The 16,030-nt window shown below is 75.8% G+C and carries 2 protein-coding genes; both read right to left on the bottom strand.

All coding sequences use genetic code 11. The features are described from left to right. Positions 1-33 precede the first annotated feature (33 nt). Positions 34-5,007, bottom strand: a complete 4,974-nt coding sequence (locus tag ACLQ2W_RS21080; RefSeq protein WP_425787890.1) for a type I polyketide synthase — start codon at positions 5,005-5,007, stop codon at positions 34-36. A 31-nt stretch (positions 5,008-5,038) separates the two neighbouring features. After that, on the bottom strand, positions 5,039-16,027 hold the full coding sequence (locus ACLQ2W_RS21075) for an SDR family NAD(P)-dependent oxidoreductase (RefSeq protein ID WP_425787889.1): 10,989 nt from the start codon (positions 16,025-16,027) through the stop codon (positions 5,039-5,041). Between the last annotated feature and the right edge of the window lie 3 nt (positions 16,028-16,030).

Genomic DNA, 16,030 nt, shown 5'->3' with positions numbered 1-16,030 from the left:
TCCTCGCAGGGGACGGGAGTGAGCCGGTGCGGGTCAGGAGAGACCGAGGTCGCGGTCCACCATGGCGAACAGCTCGTCGTCGCTGGCGTCGCCGAGATGACGGCCGAGGTCGTCGTCGCCGCCGCTGCCCTGGCCGAGCCGGGTGAGCATGGCCTGGAGGCGGACCGTGGCCCGGACCCGGGCGGCCTCGTCACGGGCCACCACGTCGAGCCCGTCGGCGATCCGGTCGAGGTCGTCCAGCAGCGCGGTCGGGGTGACCACGTCGTCCTGGGCCACCTCGGCGTAGAGGTACTCGGCCAGCGTGGTCGGCGTCGGGTAGTCGAAGACCAGGGTGACCGGCAGCGCCACCCCGCTCGCCAGGCCGAGCCGGTTGCGCAGCTCGACCGCGGTGACCGAGTCGAAGCCCAGTTCGCGGAACGCGCGGTGCTCGTCCACCGACTCCCCGGACGGGTAGTTGAGCACGGCCGCGACCTGGCTGCGGACCAGCGCGAGCAGCACCGCCATCCGGTCGCCGGCGGGCAGCCCGGCGAGCCGGTCGCGCAGCGACTCCGGGCCGTCGGGCACCTCGCCGCCGGTGGTCCGCTCGACCGTGCGCAGCCGGCGGACGTCCGGCAGGTCGCTGATCAGCGGGCCGGGCCGGGTGGCGGTGAACGCGACGGAGAACCGTTCCCAGGCGATGTCGGCGACGGTGAGGAACGCCTCGCCGTGGTCGACGGCCTGGTGCAGCGCGGCGATCGCGGCCTCCGGCGGCATCTCGGGTACGCCGTGCCGGTGCAGCAGCTCGCCGAACGGGCCGTCGGCCATACCGCCGCCGGCCCAGGCGCCCCAGGCGATGGACGTGCCGGGCAGGCCGAGTCCGCGCCGGTGCTGGGCGAGCGCGTCGAGGAACGCGTTGCTCGGGGCGTAGTTGCCGACGCCGGAGCTGCCCACCGAACCGGCGAACGAGGAGAACAGCACGAACGCGCCGAGGTCGAGGTCGAGGGTCAGCTCGTGCAGGTGGTACGCGACGTCGACCTTGGCCGCGAGGACCCGCTCGATCTGGTCGATGCGCAGGTCGTTGATCAGGGCGTCGTCGAGCACCGCGCTGGCGTGCACCACGGCCCTCAGCGGCCGGTCGGCGGGAATGCCGTCGATCAGCGCGGCCAACGCGTCCCGGTCGGCGGCGTCGCAGGTGACCACGCTGGCGGTGGCGCCGAGCGCGGTGAGGTCGGCGACGAGTTCGGCGGCGCCGGGGGCGTCCATGCCGCGCCGGCTGGCCACCACGATGTTCTCCACCCCGCTGCGGGCGAGCCAGCGGGCGGCGTGCCCGCCGAGCGCGCCGGTGCCGCCGGTGACCAGCGCGGTGCCGGAGGGCTGCCACGGGTGCGCGGGCCGGCTGTCGCCGAGCGGGACGCGGGTGAGCCGCCGGCCGAGCAGTCCGCCGGGGCGTACCGCGATCTGGTCCTCCTCGCCGGCGGCGGTGAGCGCCGCGACCAGCAGGCCGGCGCTGCGCTCGTCGACCGCCTCCGGCAGGTCGACGAGTCCGCCCCAACGCTGCGGGTGTTCCAGCGCGGCGACCCGGCCGAAGCCCCAGATCATCGCCTGGCCGGGCGAGCGGAGCAGTTCGGCGCGGCCGACCGAGACGGCGCCGGACGTGACCGCCCACATCGGGGCGGCCAGGCCGATGTCGCCGAGGGCCTGGACCAGCGCGACGGTGGCGGCGAAGCCGCCGGGCACGGACGGGTGCATCGGGTGGACGAGTTCGTCGAACGCGAGCAGCGACACCACGCCGGTCACCTCGGTGAGCGTGCCGTCCGCGCCGGTGGTGAGCGCCTCGCGCAGCAGCTTGCCGAGCAGGTCCCGGTCGACGTCGGTGGTGCTGACCGGCAGCGGGACGACGGCGGCGCCGGCGGCGGCGAACGCGTCGACGCACGCCTCCTGCCAGGGTTCGACGATGTCGCCGGTGGGCAGCACGACCAGCCAGGTGCCGGCCATGCCGCGGTTGGTGATGCCGGTGAGCGGCTTCCAGGTGTCCTGGTAGCGCCAACTGTCGATGTCGGACTGGCGACGCTGCTGCCGACGCCAGCGGTGCAGCACCGGCAGCGCCGGGGCGAGCGCGTCGAGCGCCTGCCCGGCGGGGAGGTCGTCGCCGGCGAGCACCTCGGCGAGGCCGGGCAGGTCGTCGCGTTCGACGGCGGCCCAGAAGCCGCTGTCGTCCGGGGTGCCGTGGTCGGCCGTCTGGTCCTCCCGCTCGGGGCCGCCGCTGCCGTCGAGCCAGAGCCGCTGGTGGTCGAACGCGTAGGTGGGCAGCGCGACGGTGTCCGTCTCGGCGAGCACGGTGGACAGGTCGACGGGCAGACCGATGCTGTGCGCGGTGGCCAGGTTGGTCAGCAGCCGGGTCGGGTCGTCCTCGCCCCGCCGCAGCGTGGACAACGTGTGCCCGGCGGTGCCGAGGTCGTCCAGGATCGCCGTCACCGGCATCGTCAGCACCGGATGCGGCGAGATCTCCACGAACGTCGTGTGACCCGCCTCGACGGCGGCGCGCACCGCCGTGTCGAACCGGACCGTACGGCGCAGGTTGTCGTACCAGTAGTCGGCCGTCATCGTCGCCGGGTCCACCCACTCCCCGGTCAACGTCGACACCAGACGCGTGTGACCGGCCTGCGGCGTCACGCCGGCCAGGTCGGCACGCAACTGCTGCGCCACGTCCTCCACGGCGGCGGAGTGCGAGGCGTAGTCCACCGGGATCAACCGGGCCCGGATGCCGTCGGCCTGACAGGCGTCCACCAGATCGGCGACCGCCCGCGGCGGACCGGACACCACCACCGTCGCCGGGCCGTTGACCGCCGCCACCCCGACACCGTCGAAGCCACCCAGCCGGGCGGTCACCTCGTCGGCGGACAGGTCGACCGACGCCATCGTCCCGGTGCCCCGCAACGCGGACAGCGCCCGGGACCGCAACGCCACCGTCTTCGCGGCGTCGTCCAGGGACAGGATCCCGGCGACGCACGCCGCGCCGATCTCGCCCTGCGAGTGACCGATCACCGCGTCGGGCGTGACGCCGGCCGCGCGCCAGACGGCGGCGAGCGCCACACCGACCGCCCACAGCACCGGCTGCACCACCTCGACGCGGTCCAGCCAGGACTCGTCGTCGCCGGTCAGCACCGACACGAGATCGACGTCCAGGTGGGGGGCCAGCGCCGTCTGGCACTCGGCCAGCGCGGTGTCGAACGGCGCGCACCGGCCGACCAGGCCGGCGGCCATCCCGGCGGACTGGGCGCCCTGGCCGGGGAAGACGAAGACCGGGCCGGCGCCGGCGGCGGACGCCGTACCGGTGACCAGGTTGCCGGCCGGCAGGCCGGCGGCCAGCGCGTCCAGGCCGGCGAGCAGGTCGGCGGGGTCCGCGCCGACGACGACGGCGCGCTGGTCGAGCGTGGACCGGGTGGTCGCGAGCGACCACGCCACCGCAGCCGGGTCGGCGGGGTGGGCGCGCAGGTGCGCGGCCAGTCGGGCGGCCTGCCCGGCGAGCGCGCCCCGGGTCCGGGCCGACACCGGCCAGGCGGTGGGGCCGGCGGCGAGCAGGCCGGCGCGGCGCGGCGCGGGGGCGTCGGCGGCGGGCGCCTCGGCCGGCTCGGCGACGGAGGGGCGGTACTCCTCGACGATGACGTGCGCGTTGGTGCCGCTGACCCCGAACGAGGAGACGCCGCCACGGCGGGGCCGGCCCAGGTCCGGCCACTGCCGGTTCTCGGTGATCAGCTCCACCGCGCCGGAGTCCCAGTCGACGTGCGGGGACGGCTCGTCCACGTGCAGCGTCGCCGGCAGCGTGCCGTGCCGCAGCGCCATCACCATCTTGACCAGTCCGGCCACGCCGGCGGCGCTCTGCGTGTGGCCGATGTTCGACTTCACCGAGCCCAGCCAGAGCGGCCGGTCCGCGGGCCGGTCCTGCCCGTACGTGGCGAGCAGCGCCTGTGCCTCGATCGGGTCGCCGAGCGTGGTGCCGGTGCCGTGCGCCTCCACCAGGTCGACGTCGGCCACGCCGAGCCGGGCGTCGGCCAGCGCGGCCCGGATGACCCGCTGCTGGGAGGGGCCGTTCGGGGCGGTCAGGCCGTTGGACGCGCCGTCCTGGTTGAGCGCGCTGCCGCGAATCACGGCGAGGATCGGGTGGCCGTTGCGTTCGGCGTCGGCGAGCCGCTCCACCACGACCACGCCGCCGCCCTCGCCCCAGCCGGTGCCGTCGGCGCCGGCCGCGAACGCGCGGCACCGGCCGTCGACGGACATGCCGCGCTGGCGGGAGAAGACGATGAACACGCCCGGGGTGGCCATCACGGTGACGCCACCGGCGACCGCCAGGTCGCACTCGCCGCGGCGCAGCGCCTGCCCGGCCAGGTGCAGCGCGACGAGCGACGACGAGCAGGCGGTGTCGACGGTGACGGCGGGACCGTTGAGGCCGAGCGTGAACGAGATCCGGCCGGAGGCGACGCTCGTGGTGTTGCCGGTGCCGAGGTACATGTCCACGCCGTCCGGCACGTACGGCAGGCCCATCCCGTAGTTGGACGTGCTCAGCCCGACGAAGACGCCGGTGGCGCTGCCGCGCAGCGACAGCGGGTCGATGCCGGCCCGCTCGATCGCCTCCCAGGACGTCTCCAGCAGCAGCCGCTGCTGCGGGTCCATGGCGAGCGCCTCGCGGGGCGAGATGCCGAACAGGGCCGGGTCGAAGTCACCGGCGCGGTCGAGGAACCCGCCGACCCGGGTGTAGCTCTTGCCGGGCTTGTCCGGGTCGGGGTCGTACAGCCCGTCGAGGTCCCAGCCCCGGTCGTCGGGGAACTCGGTGAGCGCGTCGCGCCCGTCGGCGACCAGGTCCCACAGGTCCTCCGGGGACCGGACGCCGCCGGGGAACCGGCAGCTCATCGACACGATGGCGAGCGGTTCGGTGTCCCGCGCCTCGACGGTCTGCAGCTTGCGCTTCGTGTCGTGCAGGTCGGCGGTCACCCGCTTGAGGAAGTACCGCAGCTTGTCGTCGTCGCTCATCGCGTCCCTGCCTTGATCCGCGGTGGTCATGTCAGGAGATTCCAAACTCTTTGCTGATGAAGTCGAAGATCTCGTCGTCGCTGGCCGCGTCGAGGTCGGGCCGCTCCGGTTCCTCGGCCGGGCCGGCGAGGTCGGTGGCCTTGGCGAGCAGGTCACGCATCCGGGTGGCGAACCGGTCCCGGGTCGCCGGGTCGAGCGCCAGCGTGGTGAGCAGCGACTCGACCGCGTCGATGCCCTGGAACAGCGGCTGGGTGGAGGGCGCCGCGTCGGCGGCGATCTCGCCGGCCAGCTTCTCGGCGAGGGCGTGCGGCGTCGGGTAGTCGAAGACCAGCGTGGCGGGCAGCCGCAGCCCGGACAGCGTGTTGAGCCGGTTGCGCAGGTCGACCGCGGTCAGCGAGTCGAAGCCCAGGTCGGTGAAGAGGCGGCCGGGGTCGACGGCTTCCGGCCCGGCGTGGCCGAGCACGGCGGCCACGTTCGCCCGGACCACGTCGAGCAGCACCTTGCGCCGTTCCGGGTCGGCCAGGCCGGCGAGCCGCTGGGCGAGCGGCACGCCGCCGGTGCCGGCGCCGCCCGCGTCGACCGAACGGCGTAGCGGCACCCGGACCAGGCCGCGCAGCAGCGGCGCGAGCACGCCGGACTCGGCCTGGCCGCGCAGCGCCGCCACGTCCAACCGCATCGGTACGACGGCGGCGGTGTCCAGCCGCCAGGCGGCGTCGAACAGGTGCAGCGCCTGCTCGGTGGCCAGCCCGGCGGCGCCCTGCTCGGTCATCCGCCGCACGTCGGCGTCGGCGAGGTGACCGGTCATGCCGCTGGCCTGCTCCCAGAGGCCCCAGGCGAGCGAGATGCCGGGCAGGCCCTGGGCCCGCCGGTGCGCGGCGAGCGCGTCGAGGAACGCGTTGGCCGCGCCGTAGTTGGCCTGGCCGGCGCTGCCGAGCGTGGCGGCGGCGGACGAGAACAGCACGAACGCGCCGAGGTCACGGCCGGCGGCGAGCCGGTGCAGGTGCCACGCCGCGTCGATCTTGGGGATGCTGACCGCGTCGATGCGGTCGGGGGTGAGCGACTCCAGCACGCCGTCGTCGAGCACGCCGGCGGCGTGCACCACGGCGGTGAGCGGATGCGCGGCGGGGATGCCGTCGAGCAGCGCGGCGAGCGCGTCCGGGTCGGCGGCGTCGCAGGCGGCGACCGTGACCTCGGTGCCGACGTCGGCCAGCTCGGTGACCAGGTCGTCGATGCCGTCGGCGGTCGCGCCGCGCCGCCCGGCGAGCAGCAGGTGCCGCATGCCGTGGGTGGTGGCGAGGTGGCGGGCCAGCAGCCGGCCCAGCACGCCGGTGCCGCCGGTGATCAGCACGGTGCCGTCCGGGTCGACGCCGCCGGGCCGGGGCTCCAGCCCGGCCGGTACGCGGGCCAGACGCGGCGCGCGTACCTGGCCGGCGTGCACGGCGAGCTGCGGTTCGCCGGTGCCGATCGCGGCGGCGAGCAGCGTGGCGCCGGCCGGGTCGGCGTCCAGGTCGACGAGGTGGATCCGGTCGGGGTGTTCGAGCTGGGCGGTGCGGACGAGTCCCCAGGCGGGCGCCGACCGCAGGTCGACCTCGGCCGGGTCGCCGGTGGCGACGGCGCCGCGGGTGACAAGCACCAGGCGGGTGTCGGCGAACCGGTCGTCGGCGAGCCAGGTCTGGAGCGTGCCGAGCAGGCGGTGGGTGGTGGCGCGGGCCTGCGCGGCCAGTTCGGGGCCGGCGCCGTCGCCGGTGCCGCCGACCGGCACGATCAGCGTCCCGGGGGCGGGTTCCCCACCGGCGAGCAGCTCGGCGAAGGATTCCGGGGCGAGGTCGGGCCGGACCCGGGCGCCGGCGGCCTCGGCGGCGGCGTTGAGCGCGAGGTCGTCGCCGAGCACCACCCATCCGGTGGCGGCCGGCGACGGTCCGGCGGTCACCGGCAGCACCGGCCAGTCCACCTGGAACAGTGACTCGTGCCGGCCGGAGCGGGCCGCGCCGAGCGCGTCGCCGGTGACCCGACGCATGATCAGCGATTCGGCGTACAGGACCGGGGCGCCGGTGGCGTCGGCGACCTGGAACGTGACGCCGACGTCGCCGGCCGCGGCGACGCGGACCCGCAGCGCGGTGGCACCGGCGGCGAGCAGCGTGACACCGGTCCAGGCGAAGGGCAGCCGGGGCACGCTGGCGTCGGCGCCGTCACCCATCCGGCCGAGGAACCCGCCGATGGACATGGCCTGGAGCGCGCCGTCGAGCAGCGCCGGGTGGAGCCCGAACCGGCCGGCCTCGGCGTGGTGGTCGGCGGGGAGCGCCACCTCGGCGAAGACCTCGTCGCCCCGGGTCCAGGCGGCGCGCAGGCCGCGGAAGACCGGGCCGTAGCCGAAGACGGTGGCTTCGAGGCCGGCGTAGAAGGAGTCGGAGGCGACCGCTGTGGCGCCGGGCGGCGGCCACACACCGAGGTCGAACGCGGGCGGCTCGGCGCCGCGCGGGGCGAGCAGGCCGGTGGCGTGGCAGGTCCAGGCCACGTCGGCGAGGATCTCGTCGGAGCCGTCCCGGTACGGGCGGGAGTGCAGCTGCACCGGACGGCGGCCGGTCTCGTCGCGCTCGCCGACGGTGAGCTGGATCTGGAGCGACCCGAGTTCCGGCAGCACGAGCGGGGCGAGCAGGGTGAGTTCCTCGACCACCGGCGCGCCGGCCTGGTCGCCGGCGTGCGCGGCCAGTTCGACGAACGCGGTGCCGGGCAGCAGGATCGCGTTCATCACGCGGTGCTCGCCGAGCCACGGGTGGGTGCGGACGGACAGCCGCCCGGTGAAGACCAGCCGTTCGCTGTCGGGGAACGTGACGGCGGCGCTGAGCAGCGGATGACCGGCGTCCTGGAGGCCGGCGGAGGCGACGTCCTGGGCCCGGTGGGCGGGCGGGTCGAGCCAGAACCGCTGCTGCTCGAACGCGTAGGTGGGCAGCGCGACGGTGTCCGTGCCGGCGAGCACGCTGGTCAGGTCGACGGACAGGCCGACGCTGTACGCGGTGGCCAGGTTGGTCAACAGTCGGGTCCGGTCGTCCTCGCCCCGCCGCAGCGTGGACAGCGTGTGCCCGGCGGTGCCGAGGTCGTCCAGGATCGCGGTCACCGGCATGGTCAGCACCGGATGCGGGCTGATCTCCACGAACGTCGTGTGTCCCGCCCCGACCGCGGTACGCACCGCGGTGTCGAACCGGACGGTCTGCCGCAGGTTGTCGTACCAGTAGTCGGCCGTCATCGTCGCCGGGTCCACCCACTCCCCGGTCAACGTCGACACCAGACGCGTGTGACCGGCCTGCGGCGCCACGCCGGCCAGCTCCGTGCGGAGCTGCTGCGCGACCTCCTCCACAGCCGCCGAGTGCGACGCGTAGTCCACCGGGATCAGCCGGGCCCGGATGCCGTCGGCCTGACACGACTCGACCAGGTCCGCGACCGCCTGCGGCGGACCGGACACCACCACCGTCGCCGGGCCGTTGACGGCCGCGATCCCCACGCCGGGGAACGGACCGTCGTCCGGCGTGACGCCGTCGCCCGGGGCCGCTCCCGCCAGTCGCGCGGTGACCTCGTCGGCGGACAGGTCGACCGACGCCATCGTGCCGGTGCCGCGCAGCACCGACAACGCCCGCGACCGCAACGCCACCGTCTTCGCGGCATCGTCCAGGGACAGGATTCCCGCCACACACGCCGCGCCGATCTCACCCTGCGAGTGACCGACCACCGCCTGCGGGTTGACACCCACGTGCCGCCACACCGCGGCCAGGGCGATACCCACCGCCCACAGGACCGGCTGCACCACCTCGACCCGGTCCAACCACGACTCGTCGTCACCGGTCAACACCGACACCAGATCGACGTCAAGGTAAGGAGAGAGGGCCACCTGACACTCGGCCAACGCCGCGTCGAACGGCACGCACCGACCGACCAGACCGGAAGCCATCCGCGCCGACTGCGCGCCCTGACCCGGGAACACGAACACCGGACCGGCACCGTGCCCGGCGACCACGCCGGCCACCAGGTTGCCGGCGGGCGCGCCGGACGCGAGCGCGTCCAGACCGGACAGCAGCTCCTCGACCGACGAGCCGACCACGGCGGCCCGCTGGTCGAACGCCGACCGGGTGGCGACCAGCGACCAGGCCACCGCCGCGGTGTCCACGTCGCCCCGCGCGCGGACGTGCTCGGCCAGGCGGGCGGCCTGCCCGCCCAGCGCGGCGCGGGACCGTGCGGAGACCGCCCACACCGTCGCGGCGGTGTCCAGCAGGCCGGCGCCGGTGGCGGCCGGGGCGGCCGGTTCGTCGCCCTGTTCCACGATGACGTGTGCGTTGGTGCCGGAGATGCCGAACGACGACACCGCCGCCCGGCGCGGGCGGTCGCCCGCCGGCCAGGGCCGCGCCTCGGTGGCCAGTTCCACCGCGCCGGCGTCCCAGTCGATGTGCGGGGACGGCTCGTCCACGTGCAGCGTGCGGGGCACGGTGCCGTGCCGCATGGCCTGCACCATCTTGATCACACCGGCGACGCCGGCGGCGGCCTGGGCGTGGCCGATGTTCGACTTGATCGAGCCGAGCAGCAGCGGCCGGTCGGCGGGCCGGTCCCGCCCGTACGTGGCCAGCAGCGCCTGCGCCTCGATCGGGTCACCCAGCGTGGTGCCGGTGCCGTGCGCCTCCACCACGTCCACGTCGGCCGGGGACAGCCGCGCGGCGGCCAGCGCCGCCCGGATCACCCGCTGCTGCGACGGGCCGTTCGGGGCGGTCAGCCCGTTGGACGCGCCGTCGGAGTTGACCGCGCTGCCGCGTACCACCGCGAGCACGTGCCGGCCCTGCCGGCGGGCGTCGGAGAGGCGCTGCACCAGCAGCAGGCCGACGCCCTCGGCCCAGCCGGTGCCGTCGGCGGACGCGGCGAACGACTTGCACCGGCCGTCGGCGGCCAGTCCGCGCTGGCGGGAGAACTCCACGAACGCGGTCGGGGTGGCCATCACGATGACGCCGCCGGCCAGCGCCATGTCGCACTCGCCGCGGCGCAGCGCCTGCCCGGCCCAGTGCAGCGCGACGAGCGACGACGAGCAGGCGGTGTCCAGCGAGACGGCCGGCCCCTCCAGCCCGTACGTGTAGGCGACCCGGCCGGAGATGACACTGCTGGTCATGCCGGTGAGCGCGTACCCGGAGGTCTCCTCCGGGGCGAACGCGAGCAGCGAGCCGTAGTCCTGGCCGCTGGTGCCGACGAACACGCCGGTGCTGCTGCCGCGTACCCCGGTCGGGTCGATGCCGGCGGACTCGAACGTCTCCCAGGTGGTCTCCAGCAGCAGCCGCTGCTGCGGGTCCATGGCGAGCGCCTCGCGCGGGCTGATGCCGAAGAAGCCGGGGTCGAACCGGTCGACGTCGGCGAGGAAGCCGCCGCCGCGGGCGTAGAACGTGCCGGCGGCGTCCGGGTCGGGGCTGTAGAGCGTGTCCAGGTCCCAGCCCCGGTTGCCGGGCAGGTCGGTGATCGCGTCGACGCCGTCGGCGACGAGCCGCCACAGGTCGTCCGGGGTGGACACGCCGCCGGGCAGCCGGCAGGCCATGCCGATGATGGCCAGCGGCTCGTCGTCGCCGACGGTGACCGGGGCGGTCGCCGGGCGGGCCGGGACCGGGACTCCCGCGATCTCGGTGTCCAGGTGGGCGGCGAGTTCCTGCGGGCTCGGGTAGTCGAAGACCAGCGTGGCGGGCAGCCGCAGGCCGAACGCGTTGCCGAGCCGGTTGCGCATCTCGACGGCGGTGAGCGAGTCGAAGCCGAGGTCGCTGAACGCGCGGCGCGGGTCGACGGCGGCCGGGTCGGGGTAGCCGAGCACGGCGGCGGCCTGCCCCCGGACGATCTCCAGCAGCGCGGCCCGCCGGTCGGCGTCGTCGAGCGCGGCGAGCTGCTGCACCAGCGACGCCCCGGTGGCCGGCGCGGCGGCGGCGCCCCGACCGGCGCGGATCAGCGCCCGGTACAGCGGCGGGACGGCGCCGGCGAACTGGGCCCGCATGGCGGCCAGGTCGAGGCGGGCGGGCACCAGCGCGGCGGCCGGGACGCGGCAGGCGGCGTCGAAGAGCGCCAGCCCCTCCTCCGCCTCCATCGCGGACACGCCGGAGCGGGAGATGCGGTTGAGGTGGACGTCGTCCAGTTCGGTGGTCATGCCGCTGCGGTCGGCCCAGAGGCCCCACGCGAGGGTGAGCGCGGCGAGGCCACGGGCGCGGCGGTGGTGGGCCAGCCCGTCGAGGAACGCGTTGGCGGCGGCGTAGTTGCCCTGGCCGGGGCCGCCGGCGGTGGCCGCGAGCGAGGAGTACGAGACGAACGCGGTGAGGTCGAGGTCGGCGGTCAGCTCGTGCAGGTGCCAGGCGGCGTCGACCTTGGGGCGCAGCACGCCGTCGACCCGGTCGGGGGTGAGCGAGGAGATGACGCCGTCGTCGCGTACCCCGGCGGCGTGGACCACGGCGGTGAGCGGGTGGTCGGCGGGGAGGTCGGCGAGCAGCGCGGCGACCGCGTCGCGGTCGGCGACGTCGCAGGCGGCGACCGTGACGGTGGCGCCGAGCGCGGTCAGCTCGTCGCAGAGTTCCGGGATGCCGGCGGCGTCCCGGCCACGCCGGCTGGTGAGCACCAGGTGCCGCACGCCGTGCCGGGTCACCAGGTGCCGGCTCATGAGCTGGCCGAGCGTGCCGGTGGCGCCGGTGATCAGCACGGTGCCGTCGGCGTCGAACGCCGGGTCGGCCGGCTCGGCGGGCGCGGGCACCCGGGCGAGCCGGGCGCCGGCCGCGACGCCGGCGCGGATGGCGAGCTGCGGTTCGTCGGTGTCCAGCGCCGCCACCAGCGCGGCGGCGGCGGTCGCCGGGTCGTCCACGTCGACCAGCACGAACCGGCCCGGGTTCTCGGACTGGGCGGAGCGCACCAGGCCGATGACGGCGGCGCCGGCCAGGTCGGTGAGGTCGGCGTCCGGCTCGGTGGCGACCGCGCCGCGGGTGAGCACGACCAGCCGGGTCGCCTCGTAGCGGTCGTCGGCGAGGAACCGCTGGAGCACGTCGAGCGCCCGGTGGGTCACCTCGGCGACCCAGCGGGGCACGTCGCGCTCGCCGCGCGGGTCGAGGAACGACGCGACAAGCACGCCGGGCGCGTCGGCGCCGTCGTCGAGCGCGTCGGTCAGGGCCGCGAGATCGGGGTACGCGGTGACGGCCGTCCCGGTGGCGGCCACCGCGTCGGCGAGCGCGGCGTCGGTGTCGAGCACCGCCCACGTGCCGGCGGCCGGTCCGGTGGGCAGCGGCAGCGGGGTCCAGTCGATCCGGTACAGCGACTCGGGTCCGCCGCCGCCGGCGGTGCGGAGCTGGTCGGCGGTGACCGGCCGCAGGACCAGTGAGCCGACCGAGGCGATGGGGGCGCCGTCGACGCCGGCGAGGAGCAGCGAGACGCTGTCCGGGCCGGTGTGCCGGACCCGGACCCGGGCGGCGGCGGCACCGGCGGCGTGCAGCGCGATGTCGTTCCAGGAGAACGGCAGCCGGCCGTGGCCGGGGGGCAGGCCGGGGCCGGCGGGTTCCCCGGCGGCGCTGGTGAGGCCGAGCGTGTGCAGCGCGGCGTCGAGCAGCGCCGGGTGCACGCCGTAGCCGCCCGCCTCGGCGGCCGGTGTCTCGGGCAGCGTCAGGTCGGCGAAGAGGTCGTCGCCGCGCCGCCAGGCGGTGCGCAGCGCGATGAACGACGGGCCGTAGTCGTAGCCCTGCGCGGCCAGGTGCGGATAGAGCTGGTCGGTGGGCACCTCGGTGGCGTCCGGCGGCGGCCACGCGGCCAGGTCGGACCAGCCGGGTACGCCGGGTTGCGCCGGCCGGTCGGCGAGCACGCCGCTGGCGTTGCGGGTCCAGGTGCGCGGGTCGCCGTCGGCGGTGTCCCGGTCGGTCGGCTCGTCGCCGGGCCGGTCGTGGTCGGGCGCGGAGTGCAGCGACACGGACCGGCAGCCGGTCTCGTCGGCCGGGCCGATCCAGAGCTGGATGTCGACGCCGCCGGTCTCGGGCAGGATCAGCGGCGCTTCGAGGGTCAGTTCGCGGACGTGGTCGGCGCCGACGTGCGCGCCGGCCTGGAGGGCCAGCTCGACGAAGCCGGTGCCGGGCAGCAGCACGGTGTCGAAGACGACGTGGTCGGCGATCCACGGGTGGGTACGCCGGGACAGCCGGCCGGTGAACAGGAAGCCCTCGGCGTGAGCGACGCCGACGGCGGCGCCGAGCAGCGGGTGCCGGGCGGGGCGCAGGCCGACCGCGGTGACGTCGCCGGTCCAGCCGCCGCCGGCCTCCGGCCAGTAGCGCTGGCGCTGGAACGCGTAGGTGGGCAGGTCGACGCGGGTCGCGCCGGTGCCGGCGAACCATGGCGTCCAGTCGACGCGCACGCCGTGCACGTGCAGCTCCGCCAGGCCGGCCAGCAACGCGGCCGTCTCGTCCCGGTCCCGGCGCTGCACGGCGGTCGCGACCACCGTGTCGTCGTCCGGCAGGATCTCGGCGGTCAGCGCGGTGAGCACACTCTGCGGACCGACCTCCAGGAACGTGTCCGCCCCGGCGGCCCGCAACGCAGCGATCCCGTCGGCGTAACGGACCGCCTCCCGCACGTGCCGCACCCAGTAGTCGACACTGGTGATCTCGGTCGGGTCGGCCAGTGCGCCGGTCACGTTGGACACGACCGGCAGCAGCGGCGCGGCGAACGTCAACCCGTCCAGCACGGTGCGGAACTCGGCCAGCATCGGCTCCATCAGCGGGCTGTGGAACGCGTGCGACACCGTCAACCGGCGAACCCGCACACCCCGGTCCCGCCAGGCGCCCTCGATCTCGTCCAGCGCGTCGACCGGACCGGACACCACCGTCGACGACGGGCCGTTCACCGCCGCGATCCCGACCTCCGTGTGCGCCGCGATCGACGCGGCGACCTCGGCCTCGGGCGCCGCGACCGCCAACATCCCGCCGCCGGCCGGCAACGCCTGCATGAGGCGGCCCCGCGCCGCCACCAGCGCACACGCGTCCGGCAGCGACAACACTCCCGCCACGTACGCGGCGGTCACCTCACCGATCGAGTGCCCACCCACGAAGTCCGGGGTCACCCCGAACGACTCGACCAGGCGGAACAGCGCCACCTCGACCGCGAACAGACCCGCCTGCGTGAACTGCGTCTGATCCAACAGATCGGCGTCACCGAACAGCACCGGCTGCAACGGCTGCGGCAGCAACGGGTCCAGGTGCCCGCACACCTCGTCCAACGCGGACGCGAACACCGGGAACGCCCCGGACAGCTCCCGACCCATGCCGGCACGCTGCGCGCCCTGCCCGGAGAACAGCACCGCCAGGCCCTGCCGGTCGGTGGCCGCGCCGGTCGCCGTGGTGGCCGTCGGCGTTCCGGCCGCGAGTGCCCGCAGGCCGGCGAGCAGGTCGTCGCGGTCGGTGGCGGCCAGCACGGCCCGCCGGTCCAGCGCCGCCCGCGCGGTCGCCGACGAGAACGCCACGTCGAGCGCGGTCGACGCCGGGTCGGCGGCCAGCCGCGCGGCCCAGCGGCCGGCCTGGTCGGCGAGCGCGGCGTCGTCGCGGGCGGACACCAGCACCGGTACGACCGGGCGGGTACGTGTCGGCGCGTCGTCGGCCGGGGCGGGCTCGTCCGGCGGCGCCTGTTCGAGGATGGTGTGCGCGTTGGTGCCGGACACGCCGAACGAGGAGATCGCCGAGCGGCGGGGCCGGTCCACCGCCGGCCACGGGGTGGCCTCGGTGACCAGCTCGACCGCGCCGGTGTCCCAGTCGACCTGCGGCGTCGGCGCGTCCACGTGCAGCGTGGGCGGGACGAGCCCGTGCCGCATCGCCTGCACCATCTTGATCACCCCGGCGACGCCGGCCGCCGCCTGCGTGTGCCCCAGGTTCGACTTGACGGAGCCGAGCAGCAGCGGCGCGGCGTCGCCCCGGTCCTGCCCGTACGTGGCCAGCAGCGCCTGCGCCTCGATCGGGTCGCCGAGCCGGGTGCCGGTGCCGTGCGCCTCCACCACGTCCACGCCGCCGGCGGCGAGCCCGGCGTTGGCCAGGGCCTGCTGGATCACCCGCTGCTGGGACGGGCCGTTCGGGGCGCTGAGCCCGTTCGACGCGCCGTCCTGGTTGACCGCGCTGCCGCGCAGCACGGCGAGGATCGGGTGGCCGTTGCGGCGGGCGTCGGAGACGCGTTCCAGCAGCAGCACACCGACGCCCTCGGACCAGCCGGTGCCGTCGGCGGCGGCGGCGAACGCCTTGCACCGGCCGTCGGCGGCCAGTCCGCGCTGGCGGGAGAACTCGACGAAGGCGCCCGGCGTACACATGGCGGTGACGCCGGCGACGACGGCGAGCGTGCACTCCCGCTGCCGCAGCGCCTGCCCGGCCAGGTGCATCGCCACCAGCGACGACGAGCAGGCGGTGTCGACGGTGACCGCGGGCCCTTCCAGGCCGAACGTGTAGGCGATCCGGCCGGACACCACGCTGCCGGCGTTGCCGGTCATCAGGTGCCCTTCCAGGCCCTGCGCGGCGGCGGTCATCAGCACCGTGCCGTAGTCCTGGCCGGTGCTGCCGGCGAACACGCCGGTGCGGCTGCCGCGCAGCGTGTGCGGGTCGATGCCGGCCCGCTCGAAGACCTCCCAGGTGGTCTCCAGCAGCCACCGCTGCTGGGGGTCCATGGCGAGCGCCTCGCGCGGCGAGATGGCGAAGAAGCCGCTGTCGAAGTCGGCCAGGTCGGTGACGAAGCCGCCGTGGCGCGCGTACGAGGTGCCGGCGTCCTCGGGGTCGCCGGCGTGCAGCGCGTCGAGGTCCCAGCCCCGGTCGGTGGGGAACTCGGTCATCACGTCCCGGCCGGACGCCACCACCTCCCACAGCTGCTCCGGGGTGCGGATACCGCCGGGGAAGCGGCAGCTCATGCCGACGATCGCGACCGGCTCCTGCTCGCCGGCCTCCACCTCGCGCAGCCGCTGCCGCACCTGGTGCAGGTCGGCGGTGACCCGCTTGAGGTAGTCGAGAAGCTTCGCCTCGTCAGCCATGGT

Source organism: Micromonospora sp. DT227 (genome assembly GCF_049841835.1).
GTDB lineage: Bacteria > Actinomycetota > Actinomycetes > Mycobacteriales > Micromonosporaceae > Micromonospora.
This window is presented reverse-complemented; position numbering and strand designations above follow the sequence as displayed.

Bases quoted from the DNA above. Each gene is read 5' to 3' on its own strand.
- ACLQ2W_RS21080 (WP_425787890.1), bottom strand. From the start codon at position 5,007: ATGAGCGACGACGACAAGCTGCGGTACTTCCTCAAGCGGGTGACCGCC.
- ACLQ2W_RS21075 (WP_425787889.1), bottom strand. From the start codon at position 16,027: ATGGCTGACGAGGCGAAGCTTCTCGACTACCTCAAGCGGGTCACCGCC.